This window comes from Stenotrophomonas sp. Marseille-Q4652, from assembly GCF_916618915.1.
Classification (GTDB): domain Bacteria; phylum Pseudomonadota; class Gammaproteobacteria; order Xanthomonadales; family Xanthomonadaceae; genus Stenotrophomonas.
Map to the genome: position 1 here is coordinate 1,558,347 of NZ_CAKAKE010000001.1, position 19,484 is coordinate 1,577,830.

Below are 19,484 nucleotides of genomic sequence, written 5' to 3' on the forward strand. Positions count from 1 at the left end.
AACCCCAACCGAGCCGCGCACATGGGTGACTTCATTGGTTCCGTCTGGTGGATGATCGTCAGCCTTGGCGTGCTGGTGACGTTCCATGAGTTCGGCCACTACTGGGTAGCACGACGCTGCGGGGTCAAGGTACTGCGCTTCTCGATCGGCTTCGGCAAGCCGCTGTGGTCACGGCGCAACCGCGAGGGTACCGAGTTCGCCATCGCCGCCATCCCGCTGGGCGGCTACGTCAAGATGCTCGACGAGCGGGAGGGCACGGTGCATCCGGCCGAGCGCGGCAAGGCCTTCAACCACAAGGGCGTGTGGCAGCGCATCGCCATCGTCGCCGCCGGCCCGATCGCCAACCTGGTGCTGTGCCTGGCCCTGCTGTGGGCCGTGTTCGTGATCGGCAAGCAGGATTATTCGGCCACCGTGGGCCGTGCCACGGGGCTGGCCGCCTCCGCAGGCTTCGCCCATGGCGACCGCCTGCTGTCGGTGGATGGCCGGCAGGTATTCACTTGGGCCGACGCCAGCATGGCGCTGACCACCGCGGCGATGGACCGGCAGGACGCGCGCGTGGAAGTGCGCGATGCCAACGACAACACCGCAACCCGCACCCTGCCGCTGTCGCAGCTGGAGCCCGGTTTCGACGAACGCCAGGTGCCGGTGCTGGCTGGTCTGCGCTGGGATTTCTGGATCCAGCCGGCGTTGGTCGGCAAGGTCACCCCGGGCAGTGCGGCCGAGGACCTGCTGCAGCCGGGCGACCGCATCCTCGCCGTCGATGGCCAGCGTGTGGATGGCGCCGACCAGGTGGCGGCCGAGGTCCAGCGGCTGGGCGACCGGGGTGGCCCGGGCATGATCGAGGTCGAGCGCGGAGGCGAGCGGCTGGCCCTGGAGTTCGCGCCGAAGGCCAATCCCGACCCTGAACACCCGCAGCGCTGGGTGCTGGGCATTGAGTTCGAGCGCGGACAGGCCCCGGCCTACGATGCCCGCCGCCAGTACGGCCCGTTGGCCGCGGTGCCGGTGGCGATCCAGGAAACCGCGCGCATGGCCAGCGATTCGCTGGGCATGATGCGACGCATGCTCACCGGCAATGCCTCGGTACAGAACATTTCCGGGCCGGTCACCATCGCCCGCGTCGCCAACGCCTCGGCCCAGCGCGGCGCGGACTGGTTCCTGTATTTCCTGGCCCTGCTGTCGCTGAGCCTGTGCATCATCAACCTGCTGCCGATCCCGATCTTGGACGGCGGACACTTGCTGTATTACCTTATCGAGTTGGTCAAGGGCAGCCCGCTGAGCGAGCGCGCCGTCGCCGCCGGCCAGTACATCGGCCTGGCGTTGCTGGCCGGGCTGATGGGGTTGGCGTTCTACAACGACTTACTTGGCCTGTTCCCGCGATGAACTTTTACATGCTGTCGCCGTCATAAGCCGGCATCTACCGCACCACCGAAATCGAATCCAACCGGACGTGACATGACGCGACTTCCCAATCGCCGCCTGCTAGCCCTTGCCCTCGCTGCGAGCCTGGCCGTTCCTGCCCTGGCGCAGGCGGCCGAGCCGTTCACCGTCAGCGACATCCGCGTCGACGGCCTGCAGCGCATTTCCTCCGGCACGGTATTCACCTACCTGCCGGTCGAGCGCGGCGAAACCATCGACGACACCAAGGTCGGCGACACCATCCGCGCGCTCTACAAGACCGGCTTCTTCGAGGACGTGCAGCTGGACCGCCAGGGCGACATCCTGGTCGTCACGGTCAAGGAACGCCCCTCGATCAACAAGCTGACCGTCACCGGCAACAAGGACATCAAGTCCGAGCAGCTGCTCAAGGGCCTGTCGGACATCGGCCTGAGCGAGGGTGGCACCTTCGACCGCCTGAGCCTGGACCGCGTGACCCAGGAACTGCGCCGCCAGTACAACGACCGCGGCAAGTACACGGTCGAGATCACCCCGACGGTGAGCCCGCTGGACCGCAACCGCGTGGACATCGCCATCGCGATCAAGGAAGGCAAGGCCGCCAAGATCCGTCATATCAACCTGGTGGGCACCGAGACCTTCCCGTCCGAAGCGATCCTGGACACCTGGGAATCGCGGGAGCACAACTGGGCCTCGTGGTACCGCCGCGATGACCAGTACTCCAAGGAAAAGCTGTCCGGCGACCTGGAGAAGCTCAACTCCTGGTACCTGGACCGCGGCTATGTCGACTTCAGCATCGATTCCACCCAGGTCTCGATCAGCCCCGACAAGCGCGACATGTTCATCACCGCCGGCGTGACCGAGGGTGAGCAGTACAAGATCTCCGAGATCAAGGTGACCGGCGACACCATCCTCCCGCAGGAAGATGTCGAGAAGATGGTGTTCCAGAAGGAAGGCGATACGTTCTCGCGCGCCCTGCTCGAATTCAGCGCCGACGCCATCACCAACACGCTGTCCAACATCGGTTATGCCTTCGCCAAGGTGAACCCGATCCCGACCACCAACCGTGCCGACCGCACGGTGGCCATCAACATGCAGGTCGTCCCCGGCCCGCGTGTATCGGTGCGCCGGATCGTGTTCAAGGGCAACACGCGCACCTCCGACGAGGTTTTGCGCCGTGAGATGCGCCAGTTCGAGAACAGCTGGTACTCGCAGGCCGCGATCGACCGTTCCAAGATCCGCCTGCAGCGCCTGGGCTACTTCGAGACCGTCGAGGTCGAGACCCCGGCCGTGACCGGCAGCAACGACCTGGTCGACGTCGTCTACAACGTCAAGGAAACCACTTCGGGCAGCTTCGTGTTCGGCCTGGGCTATTCGCAGTCCTATGGCATGACCACCTCGGTGCAGCTGTCGCAGAACAACTTCCTGGGCGGCGGCAACCGCGTGTCGGTCGAGGCCTCGCGCAGCAGCTACATGCAGCGGTACGGCTTCTCCTACATGAACCCGTACTTCACCGACGAGGGCGTGTCGCTGGGCTACAACCTGTCCTGGCGCGAGCTGGACTACTCCGACTTCAACACCGCGCAGTACAACAGCACCAACGGTGCCGCGCAGATGGTCTTCGGCGTGCCGATCACCGAGAACGACACCGTCTCGCTGATGTTCGGCATCGACAGCAACCAGATCACCACCTACCAGGGCAGCACGCCGCAGTCGATCATCGACTACATCGACGCGATGGGCACGCGCACCTTCCACGCCTGGCGCACCGAGCTGGGCTGGGCACGCGATACCCGCAACGACTACTTCATGCCGACCCGCGGCACCTACCAGCGCGTGGGCCTGGAAACCACCCTGCCGGGCTCGACCGCCGAGTACTACAAGCTCAACTACCAGATCTCCAAGTACTGGCCGATCATTCCGGCGCTGGTGATCAACACCCGCCTGGAGCTGGGCTACGGCGACTCGTACGGCGATGACAAGGTGCGTGACATCTGCTGGAACGAGATCCCGGCAACCGACACCACCAGTGCCACCACCCAGGTCGTGGACTGCGCCACCAACCCGACCGCCAACCACCGCCAGGTGAGGGCTTCCGGCCTGCCGTTCTACGAGCACTTCTATGCCGGCGGCACCAACTCGGTGCGCGGCTTCGAGGACAACACCCTGGGCCCGCGTTCGGAGCCCATTGCCGGCTACTACAACGGCCAGCCGCTGGGTGGCTCGCTCAAGACCGTCGGTTCGATCGAGGCCTACTTCCCGAAGCTGTTCGACAGCCCCTCTGCACGCGTGTCGGCCTTCCTCGACGTCGGCAACGTGTACAACGGCACGGACAACTTCAAGGCCAAGGAGCTGCGTGCCTCGGCCGGCGTGGCCCTGCTGTGGCGCGCCCCGGTCGGCCCGATCTCGATCAGCTACGCCATCCCGCTGCGCAAGCAGGAAGGCGACGAGATCGAACGCCTGCAGTTCACCTTCGGCGGGCAGTTCTGACCGGCGACCGCCATCGCAACGTGACAGGGCCCGGGCAACCGGGCCCTGTCGTATCCGCCTTCCTACATCCGGTGCCGCATGTCCGCCTTTGCCGGAGCGGCTAAACTTGGCGGCGTGAATACTCCCTCCTATACCGCTCAACAGCTCGCCGACCAGTTCGGCCTGACCGTCCATGGCGATGGCAGCACTGCCATCCATGGTGTCGCCACCCTGGCCAACGCCGGCGCCGGGCAGCTCACCTTCCTGGCCAACCCGCGCTACCGCCCGCAACTGGAAGCCAGCCGCGCCTCGATCGTGGTGCTGCGCGCCGACGATGCCGACGCTGCGCCGGGCACGGCCCTGGTCGCCCGGGACCCGTACACCAGCTTCGCCAGGATCGCCGCGCTGTTCGACAGCATGCCGCTGCGCGAGCCGGGCATCCATCCCAGCGCGGTGATCGATCCGAGCGCCAGCGTGGCCGCCAGCGCCCACATCGGCCCGTTCGTCACCATCGGCGCGCGCAGCGTGGTCGGCGAGAACTGCATCGTCGGCAGTGGCAGCGTGATCGGCGAGGACTGCGCGCTGGACACCGGCTGCGAGCTGATCGCCCGGGTCACCCTGGTCACCCGGGTCCGGCTCGGCAAGCGCGTGCGCATCCACCCGGGCGCGGTGCTAGGCGCCGACGGGTTCGGCCTGGCGATGGACGCCGGCAAGTGGATCAAGGTGCCGCAGCTGGGCGGCGTGCGCATCGGCGATGACTGCGAGATCGGCGCCAACACCTGTATCGACCGCGGCGCACTGGAAGACACCGTGCTCGACGAGGACGTGCGCGTGGACAACCTGGTGCAGATCGCGCACAACGTGCAGATCGGCGCCCACACCGCGATCGCCGGCAGCACCGGCATCGCCGGCAGTGCCAAGATCGGCCGCTACTGTCTGCTGGGCGGCGCCGTCGGCGTCGTCGGCCACCTCGAGATCTGCGACAAGGTCGTGGTCACCGGCCGTTCGGTGGTCCGCAACTCCATCCACGAGCCGGGCGAGTATTCCTCCGGCACCCCCCTGACCGACAACCGCACGTGGCGCAAGAACGCCGCGCGCTTCAAGCAGCTGGACAGCCTGGCACGGCGAATCCTGTCTGTGAGCAAGGAGAAGGAATGAACGCACCGCAGTTGCCGATCGACGTCGTCACCATCCAGACCCTGATTCCCCACCGCTATCCGTTCCTGCTGGTGGACAAGGTGGTGGAGCTGGACGTCGAGGCCAAGCGCATCGTTGCGCACAAGAACGTGACCTTCAACGAGCCGTTCTTCCAGGGCCACTTCCCGGGGCAGCCGATCATGCCGGGCGTGCTCATCATCGAGGCGCTGGCCCAGGCCGGCGGCGTGCTGACCCAGCTTTCACTGGGGCGCGATGCGCAGTCCAAGCTGTTCTACCTGGTCAAGGTCGACAACGTGCGCTTCATCAGGCAGGTGGTGCCGGGCGACGTGCTCGAGCTGCACGTGCAGGTCAAGCGCGTGATCCGCAACATGGCCGTGTACTACGGCGAGGCCAAGGTTGCCGGCGAGGTCGTGGCCCACGCCGAAGTGCTGTGCGCGGGCACCCGCGAGTAAGGGATCCGAGATGAGTGACAACACCCCACTGATCCACCCCACCGCGGTCATCGACCCGAGCGCCAAGCTCGGCGCCAACGTGCGCGTCGGCGCCTTCACCCTGATCGGGCCGGACGTCGAGATCGGCGACGGCACCGAGATCGGTCCACACTGCAGCATCCATGGCCCGACCCGCATCGGTCGCGACAACCGCTTCATCGGCCACGCCGCGATCGGTGGCGAGCCGCAGGACAAGAAGTTCGCCGGCGAGCGCACCGAGCTGGTGATTGGCGATCGCAACCTGGTTCGCGAGTTCGTGACCATCAACCGCGGCACCGGTGGCGGCGGCGGCATCACCCGCGTCGGCGATGACAACTGGTTCCTGGCCTACGTGCACATCGCCCACGACTGCCACGTCGGCAACAACTGCGTGTTCTCCAACAACACCACGCTGGCCGGCCACGTCACCGTCGGCAACTGGGTGATCATCAGCGGCTTCGGTGGTGCCCACCAGTTCTGCCGCATCGGCGACCACGCCTTCATCGGCATGGGCGCGCTGACCAACGGCGATGTGCCGCCGTTCACCATGGTCGGCAGCGATTCGCTGGGCCGCCCGCGCGGCATCAACAGCGAAGGCCTCAAGCGCCGCGGTTTCGATGCCGAGCGCATCTCGGCGATCAAGCGCGCCTACCGCACGCTCTACGTGGCCGGGCTGCCGCTGGCCGAGGCCAAGCAGCAGCTGGCCGAACAGGCGCAAACCAGCGACGACGTGCGCGGCCTGCTCGAGTTCATCGAGAGCACCGAGCGTCCGCTGCTGCGATGAACACCAGCGTCCCGCCTGTTGCCGTCGATCCTCGCGTTGACGTCCGCGTCGTTGGGCCGGCACCGGTGCCGGGCAACGGCGGCGGTCGTCCGCTGCGTATCGCCCTGGTGGCTGGGGAGGCATCCGGGGACGGCCTCGGTGCCGGCCTGGTCAACGCGCTGCGCGAGCGTTTCCCCGATGCCCAGTTCGCCGGCATCGGTGGCGATGCGATGCGCAACGCTGGCTGCGAGACCTGGTTCGACGCCAGCGAGCTGTCGGTGATGGGCCTGGCCGAGATCCTGCGCCACCTGCCGCGCCTGCTGAAGCTGCGTAGGCAGTACCGCGAGCGCGTGCTGGAGTGGCAGCCGGACGTGTTCATCGGGATCGATGCACCCGACTTCAACCTGGGCGTGGAGAAGTGGCTCAAGGAGCGCGGCATCCGCACCGTGCACTACGTCAGTCCGTCGGTCTGGGCTTGGCGCGAGAAGCGCGCCGAGAAGATCGGTGCCAGCGCCGACCTGGTGCTGTGCCTGTTCCCGATGGAGCCGCCGATCTACGCCCGCCACGGCATCGACGCGCGCTTCGTCGGCCACCCGATGGCCGACGAGATTCCCGGCGAGTGCGACCGCATGCGGGCCCGCGCCGAACTCGGCCTGTCCTCCGGCGCGAAGGTGCTGGCGGTCCTGCCGGGCAGCCGCCTGGGCGAGGTCACCCGGCTGGGCAATGACTTCTTCGAAGCCGCCTGGCAGGTACACGAACGCATCCCCGGGCTGCATGTGGTGGTACCGGCAGCCAATGCCGCCTGCCGCGCGGTGATTGCTGAACAACTGTCGGCCTCGGCCCTGCCGGTGGCGCACTCGCACCTGATCGACGGCCAGGCGCGCACCGCCATGGTCGCCGCCGACGTGGTGCTGCTGGCCTCGGGCACCGCGACGCTGGAAACCATGCTGGTCAAGCGGCCGATGGTGGTCGGCTACCGCGTGGCCGAACTGACCTACCGCCTGGTCAAGGCGCTGGGCCTGCTCAAGGTCGACCGCTACGCCCTGCCCAACGTGCTGGCCGGCAAGGACCTGGCCCCGGAACTGATGCAGCACGACTGCACGCCGGAAAACCTGTCGGCCGCCCTGCTGCGCTGGTTTGAACAACCGCAGCAGGTGCAGGCGCTGCAGCCGGAGTACGACCGCCTGCACCGCGAGCTGTGCCAGGACGCCTCGGCGCGTGCCGCCGATGCGGTGGCCGAACTGCTTGCAACCCCACGCAGTGGTGCAACGGCATGACCTCGCGCCGCAAGCCCGCCGCCACCAGTCCCGGCTCGCTGGCCCTGTTCGACGACGCCGCGCTGCAGATCAACATCCCGCGCCTGGTCGCCGGCGTCGACGAGGCCGGGCGAGGCCCGCTGGCCGGTCCGGTCGCCGTGGCCGCAGTGGTGTTCGACCCGGCGCGCCCGCGCATCAACGGCCTGGACGACTCCAAGCAGCTCACCGCGGCCCGCCGCGAGGTGCTGTACGAACGCATCGTCGAGCGCGCCCTGGCCTGGCACGTGGTGCTGATGCAGGTCGAGGAGATCGACCAGCTCAACATCTACCAGGCGACCATGCTCGGCATGCGCCGTGCGGTGGAGGCGGTGTCCCACGTGGCCGACTTCGCCCGCATCGACGGCAACCGGCTTCCCAAGGGCCTGCCCTGCCCGGCCGAGGCCATCGTCGGCGGCGACGCGGTGGACCGTTCGATCATGGCCGCCTCGATCCTGGCCAAGGTCACCCGAGACCGGCTCATGCTGGAGTTGCACCAGCAGCACCCCGAGTACGGCTTCGACGTGCACAAGGGATACGCCACCCCGGCACACCTGGCCGCGCTGCGCACCCGTGGCCCGTGCCCGCACCACCGCCGCAGCTTTGCCCCGGTCGGTGCCTGCCTGGCCCCGGTGGCCGCCGAAATCGCCGAAGCGGCCGAACCCATCGACGTGGTCGAAGCCGCCACCGCCTGATCCAGCCGGGCCCCTGCCGCAGGGTCCGGAACCGTTCCCGGCCCTTCCCCAGCAGCCCTGTCAAGCCTTGGCAGCACCTGCCGCCACCGCTACCCTGCCCGGGCACCATTCTGGTTCGGCATGTCCACTTCCCGCTTCGTCCATCTCCACGTCCACACCGAGTTTTCGCTGGCGGATTCGACCATCCGTGTCCCGGCGAAGCCGGATCAGGCTGATCCCAAGAAAGCCAAGCAGGCCAACCTGCTCTCGCGCTCGGTCGAACTCGGCCTGCCGGCACTGGCGGTGACCGACCTCAACAACCTGTTCGCCCTGGTCAAGTTCTACAAGGCCGCCGAAGGCGTGGGCATCAAGCCCATCGCCGGCGCCGACGTGGTGATCAGCGATGGCGAGCAGGATCCGTGGCGGATGACCCTGCTGTGCCGCGACCGCGAGGGCTACCTGAGCCTGTCGCGTCTGCTGACCCGCGCCTGGATGGAAGGTCACCGCCCCGAGGGCGGCGTGGCCGTGCATCCGCAATGGCTCAAGGACAGCTGCCACAACCTGTTCGCACTGGCCGGCCGCGACAGCCTGGCCGGGCGCCTGGCCCGCGACGGTCGCCATGACCTGGCCGAGCAGCAGCTCGCCGACTGGCAACGCGTGTTCGGCGATGGCCTGCACCTGGAGCTGACCCGCACCGGCCGGGAGGGCGAGGAGGCCTTCAACCAGTTCGCGCTGATGGCCGCCGGCCAGCGCGGCCTGCCGGTGGTCGCCAGCAACGACGTGCGCTTCCTGTCGCCGGACGACTACGAGGCCCACGAGGCCCGCGTGTGCATCTCCACCGGCCGCGTGCTCGATGACCCGAAGCGCCCGCGCGAGTACAGCCGCGAGCAGTATCTGAAGTCGGGCGAGCAGATGTGCGAACTGTTCGCCGACATTCCCGACGCGATCGACAACACGCTCGAGCTGGCCCAGCGCTGCAACATCGAGATGCGGCTGGGCACCTACTTCCTGCCCAACTATCCGGTGCCCGACGACGAGACGCTGGATACCTGGATCCAGAAGCAGTCGCGCGAGGGCCTGGAAGAGCGCCTGGCTAAGAATCCGCTGGCACCGGGCAAGACCCGCGAGGATTACTTCGAGCGGCTGGAATTCGAGCTCGACACCATCATCAAGATGGGGTTCCCGGGCTACTTCCTGATCGTTGCCGACTTCATCCAGTGGGGCAAGAACCAGGGCATCCCGATCGGGCCGGGCCGTGGTTCGGGTGCCGGCTCGCTGGTGGCGTGGGCGCTGAAGATCACCGACCTCGACCCCCTGCCCTACAACCTGCTGTTCGAGCGGTTCCTCAATCCCGAACGCGTGTCGATGCCCGACTTCGACATCGACTTCTGCATGGACCGGCGCGACGAGGTCATCGACTACGTCGCCCGCAAGTACGGGCGCGAGCGCGTCAGCCAGATCATCACCTACGGCACCATGGCCGCAAAGGCGGTGGTGCGCGATGCCGGCCGCGTGCTGGGCTTTCCGTATGGCCTGGTGGATGGCGTTTCCAAGCTCATCCCCAACATCCTCGGCATCCACCTGAAGGATGCGCTGGGCAAGGGCAAGGAAGGCCTGGACTCGGAGATGGCCAGCCCCGAGCTGATCGCCCGCTACCAGAGCGAGGACGACGTCCGCGACCTGATCGACCTCGCCCTGCAGCTGGAAGACCTGACCCGCAACGCCGGCAAGCACGCCGGCGGCGTGGTCATCGGGCCCGAGCCGCTGAGCGAGTTCTGCCCGCTGTACGCCGAACACGACGAGGGCGGCCGCGGCAAGAACCCGGTCACCCAGTTCGACAAGAACGACGTGGAAGAAGTCGGCCTGGTGAAGTTCGACTTCCTCGGCCTGCGCACGCTGACGATCATCGACTGGGCAGTGAAGGCGATCAACAAGCGCCACGCCCGCGCCGGCATCCCGCCGGTGGACATCGCCGCGATCCCGCTCGACGACGCGGCCACCTACAAGGACATCTTCGCCAACGGCAACACCGGCGCGGTGTTCCAGTTCGAATCCTCCGGCATGCGCCGCCTGCTGAAGGACGCGCGCCCGGACCGTTTCGAAGACCTGATCGCCCTGGTGTCGCTGTACCGCCCGGGCCCGATGGACCTGATCCCCTCGTTCAACGCGCGAAAGCACGGCCAGGAGGAGATCGTCTATCCGGACCCGCGCACCGAAGCCATCCTGAAGGACACCTACGGCATCATGGTGTACCAGGAGCAGGTCATGCAGATGGCGCAGATCGTCGGCGGCTACTCGCTGGGCGGCGCCGACCTGCTGCGCCGTGCAATGGGCAAGAAGGTGCCGGCCGAAATGGCCAAGCACCGCGAGATCTTCCGCGAGGGCGCGGCCAAGGGCGGCGTCGACGGCCCCAAGGCCGACGAGATCTTCGATCTGATGGAGAAGTTCGCCGGCTACGGCTTCAACAAGTCGCACGCCGCCGCCTACGCGCTCGTCTCCTACCAGACCGCCTGGCTCAAGCGTCACTACCCGGCCGAATTCATGGCCGCGACGCTGTCCTCGGACATGGACAACACCGACAAGGTGGTCGGCTTCCTCGACGAGGTGCGCAACCTCGGCCTGAAGGTGCTGCCGCCGCGGGTCAATGATTCGGCCTACATGTTCGAGGCGGCGACGCCGGACACCATCCAGTACGGCCTGGGCGCGATCAAGGGCGTGGGCCAGGGCGCCTGCGAAGCGGTGGTCGAGGAGCGCCTGCGCAACGGGCCGTACACCGACCTGATGGATTTCTGCACGCGCATCGAGTCGGCCAAGCTCAACCGCCGCACGCTCGAGGCGATGATCAACTGCGGCGCGCTCGATGGCCTGGGCAAGAACCGCGCCTCGCTGATGCTCCAGCTGCCCGAGGTGCTCAAGGCCACTGAGCAGATGGCGCGCGAGAAGGCCGCCGGGCAGAACTCGCTGTTCGGCGCGCCGGATGCGGCCAGCGCCAGGATGCAGCTGGACCTGCCGGAAAGCCGCGAGTGGCCGCTGGGCCAGTTGCTGGGCGGTGAACGCGAGACGCTGGGCTTCTACCTGTCCGGCCATCCGTTCGATCCGTACCGCGCCGACGTCAGGGACCTGGTCGGCACCGACCTGGGTTCGCTGGACAAGCTGGTCACCCCGGCACAACCGGCACGCGAGGGCGAAAAGCGCGCCTGGCGCCAGGAGGCGCAGGTGATCCTTGCCGGCCAGGTGGTCGGCGTGCGCCGCAAGGGCGACAGCCAGGTGTTCGTGCAGCTGGAGGATGGCCGCGGCCGCGTGGAGTGCAGCGCGTTCTCCGATGCGATGGCCGAGTTCGGCCACCTGCTCACCCGCGACCGCATCCTGATCGTCAAGGGTGGCCTGCGCGAGGACGAGTTCAACGGCGGCTATGCGCTGCGCATCCGCCAGTGCTGGGACTACGAACAGGTCTGCGCCGACTACGCGCTGCGCCTGTCGCTGCGCGTGGACCTGCGCCAGCGCAGCGCGTGGCCGCGGATCGAAGCGATCCTCGCCGCCCACCGTCCCGGCCGCACGCCGGTACGGCTGGACGTGCTGCTCGGCTCGACGCAGGGCTGCGTCGCCGGCATGCTCGACCTGGGCGGGAGCAACGGCGTGCGGGTCACCCCGCAACTGCTGGAAGAGCTGCGCGCCGATCCCGCCGTACGCATGCTGAAGGCCAAGCACGGCGCGCCTTGGGCCACCTGAGGCCCGGACGGGCGCGTACGGGGTCTTCTGATACGTTCGGCTACACTTCCCTCTTTAATCGCGACGGCTGCCGATGAATCCGAATTACCTAGACTTCGAGCAACCCATTGCCGATCTGGAAGCCAAGATCCAGGAGCTGCGCAATGCCAGCACCGGCCCGGCGGTCAACGTCGAGGCCGAGGTCAACGCCCTGCGCAACAAGCTGCGCGTGCGTACCGCTCAGATCTTCCGCGATCTGAGCCCGTGGCAGGTCTCGCAGATGGCGCGCCATCCGCAGCGCCCCTACACCCTGGATTACATCCGCATCATGTGCGACGAGTTCCAGGAGCTGGCCGGCGACCGCGCCTACGCGGACGACAAGGCCATCGTCGGTGGTCTGGGCCGCATCAACGGCCAGCCGGTGATGATCATCGGCCACCAGAAGGGCCGCGACACCAAGACCAAGGTGATGCGCAACTTCGGCATGCCGCGCCCGGAGGGCTACCGCAAGGCGCTGCGCCTGATGAAGATGGCCGAGCGCTTCAAGCTGCCACTGATCACCTTCATCGACACCCCCGGCGCCTACCCCGGCATCGGCGCCGAGGAGCGCGGCCAGTCCGAGGCCATCGCCCGCAACCTGCTGGAAATGGCCGAGCTGAAGATCCCGGTGATCTGCACCGTGATCGGCGAAGGCGGTTCTGGCGGCGCCCTGGCCATCGGCGTGGGTGACCGCACCCTGATGCTCGAATACGGCACCTACTCGGTGATCTCGCCCGAGGGCTGCGCCTCGATCCTGTGGAAGGACGCGGCCAAGGCCAAGGACGCCGCCGAACAGCTGGGCCTGACCGCCAAGCGCCTGAAGTCGCTGGGCCTGGTCGACAAGGTGGTGCGCGAGCCCACCGGTGGCGCCCACCGCAATCCGCAGCAGATGGGCAAGCGGCTCAAGGCCGTGATCCTCAACGAGCTCGAGGAGCTGCAGCAGTTGCCGGTCGAGCAGTTGCTGGCCAGGCGCTACGAGCGCCTGCGCAGCTACGGCGCCTACGAGGCTGCGTAAGGCCGGCCGGACGCGGACGGGACGACATGGGATCGAACCATGCCGGTCTGGATGTAATCACTGCCGCTGTTCGTACTGCCGGTGCTGGTGGCAATGGGGATCCAATCTCGTGCGTCGCCGCCGCCTTATCGACATGAACATGGTCCTGGCCTGGTTCATCGCGGTGTGCTGGATCATCGCCACCGCAGTGATCTGGGTAACGGCCCGCTGAGGCGGCGCCATGGAACGACAAAGCCGGCCACTTGGCCGGCTTTTTTCTGCGCGGGTGCCATCCCCACCCAGCCTCCACCTGCCACCGGCGATGATCGCGACATACAACACGGGATGGAGCAGCATGAACAGGACCTCGAGGATCGTCGCCGGCGCCGCTACCGCGGCCTCGACGCTTTACCTGCTGGCATGTGGCGTACTCGGCTACAACGCCCGCAGCCTGCTCTACCATCCCACCCCGCGCAGCGGCGACGTAGCCAACTGGCGTTTTTCCCGGCCCGGCGCGGACATCGTGGTCAGCGGCACACAGCGCGAGTCCGACCATCTGGTGCTGTACTTCGGCGGCAATGCCGAGGATGTGTCCCTGACCCTGCCGATGCTGGAGCAGGTCTACCCGCAGGCAGCCATCCACGCGATGCATTACCGCGGATACGGCGGCAGCACCGGCGTGCCGACCGAACGCGATCTGGTGGCCGATGCCCTCGCCCTGCACGACGCACTGGCCGCACCGGGTACCCGGGTCACGATAGTGGGGCGCAGCCTCGGTACCGGCATCGCGATCCAGCTTGCCGCTGCCCGCCCCAGCGAGCGGCTGGTGCTGATCACGCCCTACAACAGCATCGCCGAGCTGGGCCAGCAGCGTTTCCCGATCTTTCCGGTGCGCCTGCTGCTGCGTGACCGCTACGAATCGTGGCGCTACGCCCCCCGGCATCCGCACGCCCACCACGATCGTCGTCGCCGGCAAGGACGAGGTGATCTGCAACGAGAGTTCGTGGCGGCTGGCTGACTGTTTCCCACCCGGCGTCGCCCGTGTATTGGATTTCCCGGAAGCCGACCACACCACCGCGTTGGGGCTGCTGGGTGAGGCGGTCAAGGAGAACGGCATGCCGGCCGGCGTGCGTACGTTCGAGATGCCGCTGCCGCCTGCCCCGACGCTGCCCGCCCGCGCGGTGGCGACGGCCAGCGCGGCCTGAGCTGCGGCGCGGCCGCGCTCAGAACGGCTTGGCCAGCACCAGGTAGACCACGCCAATGAACAGGAGCAGCGGAAGCTCGTTGAACCAGCGCAGCGCGCGCGAGGACGGCAGTGCCTTGCCGTTACCGGCGGCCTTTAGCCAGCGCCCGGTGACGCTGTAGTAGATCACCAGCAGCACCACCAGGCCGAGCTTGGCGTGCAGCCAGCCGGCCCCGGCACCGACCATGGTCGGGAAGTCCGGCAACACGCGGTAGCCCAGCCACAGCACCAGACCAAGGATGAAGGCGAGCCCAAACATCGTGTGGCCGAAGCGGTACAGGCGGCGGCCCATCAACTGCAGCCGCTCGAGCACCTGCGCCTGGCCGGCGGCTTCGCTGAGATTGACCAGGATGCGCGGCAGGTAGAACACAGAGGCCATCCATGCCACCACGAACACCAGGTGGAAGGTCTTGATCCACAGATAGGCCTGCATGCGTTTGCTCCGTTGGCTGGCGAGGAAGATCAGCGCGGATTCTCGCCCAATCTCCCGCCCTGCGCACCCATCGGTGAATCGATGGCACGTGCCGCACGCCCGGACGTACATCCCTGCGGCGTGGCGTCGTAGCATGTGCGCCTTTCGCGCGGCGGACGTCATGGACAAACACTACGATCAGTCCTATTTCCAGCGCTGGTACCGGCGCGAGGACATTGGTGGCAGCGCGCGGCTGGCGCGTAAGGTCGCCATGGCCGTGGCGATGGCCGAGTACTACCTGGAACGCCCGATCCGCAGCGTGCTAGATGTCGGCTGCGGCGAAGGCGCCTGGCGTGCCCCGCTGCTCAAGTTGCGCCCGAAGCTGCAGTACATGGGCTTCGACAGCAGCGACTATGCGGTGCAGCGCTATGGCCGCACCCGCAACCTGCACCCTGCACGCTTTGGCGATTTCGCCTGGCTGCGCCCGTGCGCGCCGGTGGACCTGCTGGTGTGCTCGGACGTGATGCACTACCTGCCCAATCGCGAACTGCGCCGGGGCCTGCCCGGTTTGGCCGAGCTGTGCGGCGGCGTGGCGTTCCTGGAGACCTTTGCCGCCGAGGATGAGTTCGAAGGTGACCACGATGGCTTCCAGGCGCGTCCGGCCAGCTGGTACCGCCGCCAGTTCGCCAGCGTCGGCTTCACCGGGGTGGGCTCGCACTGCTGGCTCTCGCCTGCGCTGCAGGGCGAGGCCGCTGCCCTGGAGGCCTCGCGCTGACGGGCGTTGGGCAGGATGAACCGTTCCGGGCCGGGGCCCGGACCCTTAACCTGTCGCCGGCGGCTTTACGTTATGCTGCACGGCAACATAAGACTGTACATTTTGGTCGGTAATGCTTTACCAACTCCATGAGTTGACCCGGAACCTGCTCGCCCCCTGGGTGCATCAGGCTCAGGCCAACGCCGCGTTCTTCTCCAAGCAGGGTCATTGGTGGTCGTCCCTGCCCGGCGCTGACCGGGTGGCGGCGGTCAACGAGCTGTTCCACCGTATCGGCAAGGACTACGAGAAGCCGGAGTGGGACATCTACGGGATTGAGCTGGACGGCGAGATCGTGCCGGTAGCCGAACTGACCGAGCTGGAAAAGCCGTTCTGCCGGCTGGTGCGCTTCAAGCGCCACAGCAACGAGTCGCCCAGGGTCGAGGCCATGCTTCAGCAGCCGGCCGTGCTGGTCGTCGCGCCGCTGTCCGGGCATCACGCCACCCTGCTGCGCGACACCGTGCGCACGCTGCTGCGTGACCACCGGGTCTATGTCACCGACTGGATCGACGCACGCATGGTGCCGCTGGATGCCGGCGACTTCGGCCTGGAGGATTACATCGAGTACGTGCAGGAGTTCATCCGCCACCTGGGCGCGGACAAGGTGCACGTGGTCAGCGTCTGCCAGCCCACCGTGCCGGTACTGGCGGCGGTCTCGCTGATGGCCAGCCGCGGTGAGCCGACGCCGCCCTCGCTGGTGATGATGGGCGGACCTATCGACGCACGACGCAGCCCCACCGCGGTCAACAACCTGGCCACACGCAACCCGCTGTCGTGGTTCGAGAACAACCTCATACACACCGTGCCGCCGCCGTATCCGGGCCACGGCCGGCAGGTGTATCCGGGCTTCCTGCAGCACGCCGGTTTCCTGTCGATGAATCCCAGCCGCCACCTGATGTCGCACTGGGATTTTTATACCGACCTGGTCAAGGGCGACATGGACGACGCCGACGCCCACCGTCGTTTCTACGACGAGTACAACGCGGTGCTGGACATGCCGGCGCAGTACTACCTGGACACCATCCGCATCGTGTTCCAGGAGTTCCTGCTGCCGCGTGGCGAGTGGCATGTCCGTGGCGAGCGCGTGGACCCGTCGGCGATCCGCGACACCGCGCTGCTCAGCATCGAGGGCGAGCTGGACGACATCGCCGGCCTTGGGCAGACCGAAGCCGCGCACGAACTGTGCACCGGCATTCCGGATGAACAGCGCAGCCACATCGTCGTCGAAGGCGCCGGCCACTACGGTATCTTCAGCGGCCGCCGCTGGCGCGAGGAGGTCTACCCGCGTGTGCGCGACTTCATCGCCGCTGCCGCGAGGCCGGCCTCGGCCATGCCCCGCAAGGCGGCCAAGCGCAAAGCCAGCGTCGCAGCCCCTGCGAAGCCGCGAAAGAAAAGCCAGGCGAGCGCCTGAGAAATGAAGGCCCTGCAATCGCAGGGCCTTTTTTCGCGCCGACGGATTGATCCAGCCGGTGCCAGTGGAACGGACACTCAGTGCAGGACCGGGCTGCGGGCCTGCTCCTGCATGCGTTGCGTCTCGCGCTCCTGCACGGCCATGTCGCGGACCAGCTCTTCGACTCCCTGTTCCAACGGTCGGTCGACGGCCTGCTGCCGGTCCGATACCGAGCGCAGCCGCACGCCGGTGTCCTGGATCTCCTGGAAGGCCGCCAGCGCCGTTCCCTCCTTGACCGGGACAATTCCGTCCACACGCTGCAGGCCATCGATCCGCGCCTGCGCCGCGACGGACACGGCCATGTGTTCCACCTCCCGCTGGCTGCGGTAACCGGCGACATCCGGACCCAATTCCTGCAGCGCCGCAAGCGACTGCTGGTACAGCGGCATCGCCTGCACGGAAGGCGGCACCTGCGGCGCAGCCGTCCTGCGCTCGACCAGTGAGTCCAGCGTCGGATCGATGGGATCGCGGCGCTGTACTCCCGGCAGGGGCGAAAGATCATCCACATGGCTGCGCACGCCATTCCGGTCGTACTGGCGGGTGCCGTAGATCCCGCCCAGGTGCTGCTCGGAACGATGGATCACGTAGTGCGCCTCTTTCTCCGGCAGGGCCTGCTTCCTGAGGAAAGGCTGGTCGCTGAGGCGGTTGAGGAAGTCCACGCCGAGGTTGAAACTCATCACCCCCAGCCCATTGAGCTGGTAGGTATTGCCGGCACCGCTGTGGCTGGTGTTGACCTCGGCATTGAGGTCGCGATCGTCGTTGCTCAGTCCCGGATCGGCGTGACGGGTAACCGGGAACAGGTCCCGCCTCTCCCGCGTGGCGGTGATCTGGAACGTACTCAGCGTGGAAGCCGGCAGCCGCCGTTCCTCGTCCATGACGCCGGTGGCAACCGGGTCGTACAGCAACGCGGCCTGGAGGGTCTGGCGAGGGGGGGCGAGCAGTGGCTTGTCCGCGTAAACAATGTGCTGGACGAGTCCGTCCCGGTCGAACCTGACCGTTGCGCCTTCCGGATTGCGGATACCCCGTTCGTCGATCAGCCGCAGCAAGGTTGCGGTCTGCTCCGCGCCGCGGCTGAAGCCGACGCCTACTACGCGGATCTGAGCGCGAGGATCCTCGTCCAGCCATGACTTCGCCCTGAGGCACAGGTGGTAATAAGCCGTCTCCACCCGCTCCTCGTAGGAGTGGCCGAAGCGCCCATCGATCATTCTCGACGGAGCTCGAAGTAGTCCTTCCTGGGTAAAAGTTCCTTCTACGTACCCACCCGCTATGTGGGTAATGCCCTGGTTCTGGGCCAAGTCCACCACTTGGGCAAACGTGCGTGCAACTACACTCCACTTCCCTGGAACGTCGTTGAGCATGCTGTTGCCGGTTCCATCAAGCGCCGCTACGTAGAGGCGCTGATGCGGATCCCTGCTATCCAGCAGCAATGGGATCCGCATATGGTCGAGCTGTTCCTGCGCCCGACGTCCCCCCGCTTTCAGTAGCGGGGCGATTTAGAGTCCGGGGTGGATGGTAGTGGATGCCAGTTGCTTCGCGTAGGCGCTCGGTGTCAGTCCGCCCAATGCCTTTTTTGGCCGCTCCTCGTTGTATTCCCGGCGCCAGGTTTCGATGACGGTCCGCGCGTGCAGCAGGTGGGTGAACCAGTGTTCGTTGAGGCACTCGTCGCGCAGGCGGCCGTTGAAGGATTCAACGTAGGCGTTCTGGTTCGGCTTGCCGGGTTGGATCAGGCGCAGTTGCACGCCGCGCTCGTACGCCCAGGTGATCATGGCCTTGCCGCAGAACTCCTTACCGTTGTCGGTGCGGATCACCTGCGGCAGGCCACGGGCGAGCGCCAGACGGTCGAGCACGCGCGTCACGCCCAATCCGGAGATCGCGCGCTCGACCTCGATCGCGATGGCCTCGTGGGTGGCGTCGTCGACGATCGTCAGGCACTTGATGACCCTACCTTCGGCGGTGCGGTCGAACACGAAGTCCATCGACCACACCTGATTGGCCGCCAGCGGCCGGATCAGCGGCTGGCGCTCGCCCGGCAACACCTTCTTGCGCTTGCGGCGCCGCACCTGCAGCTTCGCCTCCTGGTACAGCCGTTCAACGCGCTTGTAGTTCACGAGCAGCCCCGCTTGCCTGAGCTTGAGGTGGATCATCCCGACGCCGTAGCGCTTGTGCCGCTGCGCCAGCGCCAGAATCCGCGCCCGCAACTCAATGTTGCGGTCCGGACGTGGCGCATAGCGGTAGGCGCTGGCGCTCATGCGCACCACCGCCAGCGATCGTCGCTCGCTCAGCCCCTTGTCCACCAGATGCCGCACCAGCTCGCGTCGAGCCGGTGCGGTCACCACTTTTTTCGCAGGGCGTCCTTGATCACGTCGTTCTCGAACATCTGCTCGGCCAGCAGCTTCTTCAGCCGGGTGTTCTCCGCCTCCAGCTCCTTGAGGCGCTTGGCGTCGGGCACGCTCATGCCGCCGAACTTGCTGCGCCACAGGTAGTACGAGGCTTCGCTGAAGCCGTGCCGGCGGCACAGGTCCTTGACCGGCAGGCCGGCCTCGGCCTCACGCAGGAAGCCGATGATCTGTTCTTCGGTAAAACGCTTCTTCACGTCCAATCTCCTTGTC

General features: G+C 67.0%; 15 protein-coding genes and 1 pseudogene. 13 read left to right on the forward strand and 3 right to left on the reverse strand.

The annotated features are described in order from the left end of the window. Positions 1 to 21: 21 nt before the first annotated feature. The 11 genes from rseP (at position 22) to LG380_RS07345 (ending at position 14,164) form a co-directional block, all read left to right on the forward strand. On the forward strand, positions 22 to 1,380 hold the full coding sequence (gene rseP / locus LG380_RS07295; protein ID WP_225764275.1) for an RIP metalloprotease RseP: 1,359 nt from the start codon (positions 22 to 24) through the stop codon (positions 1,378 to 1,380). A 72-nt stretch (positions 1,381 to 1,452) separates the two neighbouring features. Then, positions 1,453 to 3,882, forward strand: coding sequence for an outer membrane protein assembly factor BamA (gene bamA / locus LG380_RS07300; protein WP_225764276.1), 2,430 nt, complete (start codon positions 1,453 to 1,455; stop codon positions 3,880 to 3,882). 78 nt (positions 3,883 to 3,960) lie between these two features. Then, positions 3,961 to 5,019: a UDP-3-O-(3-hydroxymyristoyl)glucosamine N-acyltransferase gene (lpxD, locus tag LG380_RS07305; RefSeq protein ID WP_225764277.1), complete on the forward strand. Its 1,059-nt coding sequence runs from the start codon at positions 3,961 to 3,963 to the stop codon at positions 5,017 to 5,019. After that, complete coding sequence (gene fabZ, locus LG380_RS07310) at positions 5,016 to 5,471, forward strand: 3-hydroxyacyl-ACP dehydratase FabZ (protein WP_225764278.1); 456 nt, start codon at positions 5,016 to 5,018, stop codon at positions 5,469 to 5,471. Before lpxD ends, fabZ begins: the two co-directional genes overlap by 4 nt. Positions 5,472 to 5,481: 10 nt before the next feature. Next, entirely contained in the window at positions 5,482 to 6,273 is a 792-nt protein-coding gene (gene lpxA, locus LG380_RS07315; protein WP_225764279.1) for an acyl-ACP--UDP-N-acetylglucosamine O-acyltransferase, read from the forward strand. Beyond that, positions 6,270 to 7,529: a lipid-A-disaccharide synthase gene (lpxB, locus tag LG380_RS07320; RefSeq protein WP_225764281.1), complete on the forward strand. Its 1,260-nt coding sequence runs from the start codon at positions 6,270 to 6,272 to the stop codon at positions 7,527 to 7,529. Before lpxA ends, lpxB begins: the two co-directional genes overlap by 4 nt. Continuing rightward, positions 7,526 to 8,239, forward strand: coding sequence for a ribonuclease HII (locus LG380_RS07325; protein WP_225764283.1), 714 nt, complete (start codon positions 7,526 to 7,528; stop codon positions 8,237 to 8,239). The genes lpxB and LG380_RS07325 overlap by 4 nt, the downstream gene beginning before the upstream one ends. 120 nt (positions 8,240 to 8,359) lie before the next feature. Then, complete coding sequence (gene dnaE, locus LG380_RS07330) at positions 8,360 to 11,947, forward strand: DNA polymerase III subunit alpha (RefSeq protein ID WP_225764285.1); 3,588 nt, start codon at positions 8,360 to 8,362, stop codon at positions 11,945 to 11,947. A 73-nt stretch (positions 11,948 to 12,020) separates the two neighbouring features. Beyond that, positions 12,021 to 12,980 carry an acetyl-CoA carboxylase carboxyltransferase subunit alpha gene (locus LG380_RS07335; RefSeq protein WP_225764287.1) on the forward strand — a complete coding sequence of 320 codons (960 nt, stop codon included), beginning with the start codon at positions 12,021 to 12,023 and terminating at the stop codon, positions 12,978 to 12,980. A gap of 334 nt (positions 12,981 to 13,314) precedes the next feature. Continuing rightward, positions 13,315 to 13,977: an alpha/beta fold hydrolase gene (locus tag LG380_RS07340; RefSeq protein WP_225764289.1), complete on the forward strand. Its 663-nt coding sequence runs from the start codon at positions 13,315 to 13,317 to the stop codon at positions 13,975 to 13,977. Positions 13,978 to 14,005: 28 nt separating this feature from the next. Further along, a complete protein-coding gene (locus LG380_RS07345; protein ID WP_225764291.1) occupies positions 14,006 to 14,164 on the forward strand; it encodes a hypothetical protein in 159 nt (52 codons plus the stop codon). 18 nt (positions 14,165 to 14,182) lie between these two features. Here LG380_RS07345 and LG380_RS07350 read toward each other — a convergent pair whose 3' ends face one another. Then, a complete protein-coding gene (locus LG380_RS07350) occupies positions 14,183 to 14,635 on the reverse strand; it encodes a CopD family protein (protein ID WP_225764293.1) in 453 nt (150 codons plus the stop codon). A gap of 160 nt (positions 14,636 to 14,795) precedes the next feature. Between LG380_RS07350 and LG380_RS07355 the strand changes: the two genes are divergently transcribed. Continuing rightward, positions 14,796 to 15,389, forward strand: a complete 594-nt coding sequence (locus tag LG380_RS07355) for a class I SAM-dependent methyltransferase (RefSeq protein WP_225764294.1) — start codon at positions 14,796 to 14,798, stop codon at positions 15,387 to 15,389. Between the two features lie 112 nt (positions 15,390 to 15,501). Continuing rightward, a pseudogene (gene phaZ, locus LG380_RS07360) lies at positions 15,502 to 16,731 on the forward strand (polyhydroxyalkanoate depolymerase); the annotation flags it as partial. A 182-nt stretch (positions 16,732 to 16,913) separates the two neighbouring features. On the opposite strand, the gene LG380_RS07365 reads toward phaZ, so the two are convergent. Both LG380_RS07365 and LG380_RS07370 read right to left on the reverse strand, forming a co-directional pair. Beyond that, a complete protein-coding gene (locus LG380_RS07365; RefSeq protein ID WP_225764298.1) occupies positions 16,914 to 18,314 on the reverse strand; it encodes an XVIPCD domain-containing protein in 1,401 nt (466 codons plus the stop codon). Positions 18,315 to 18,368: 54 nt separating this feature from the next. Then, positions 18,369 to 19,468, reverse strand: a protein-coding gene (locus LG380_RS07370; protein WP_164081901.1) for an IS3 family transposase whose coding sequence is annotated in 2 segments (ribosomal slippage) — positions 18,369 to 19,210 and positions 19,210 to 19,468 — 1,101 coding nt in all. Because the reading frame shifts where the segments join, the coding sequence is not laid out codon by codon here. Positions 19,469 to 19,484 lie beyond the last annotated feature (16 nt).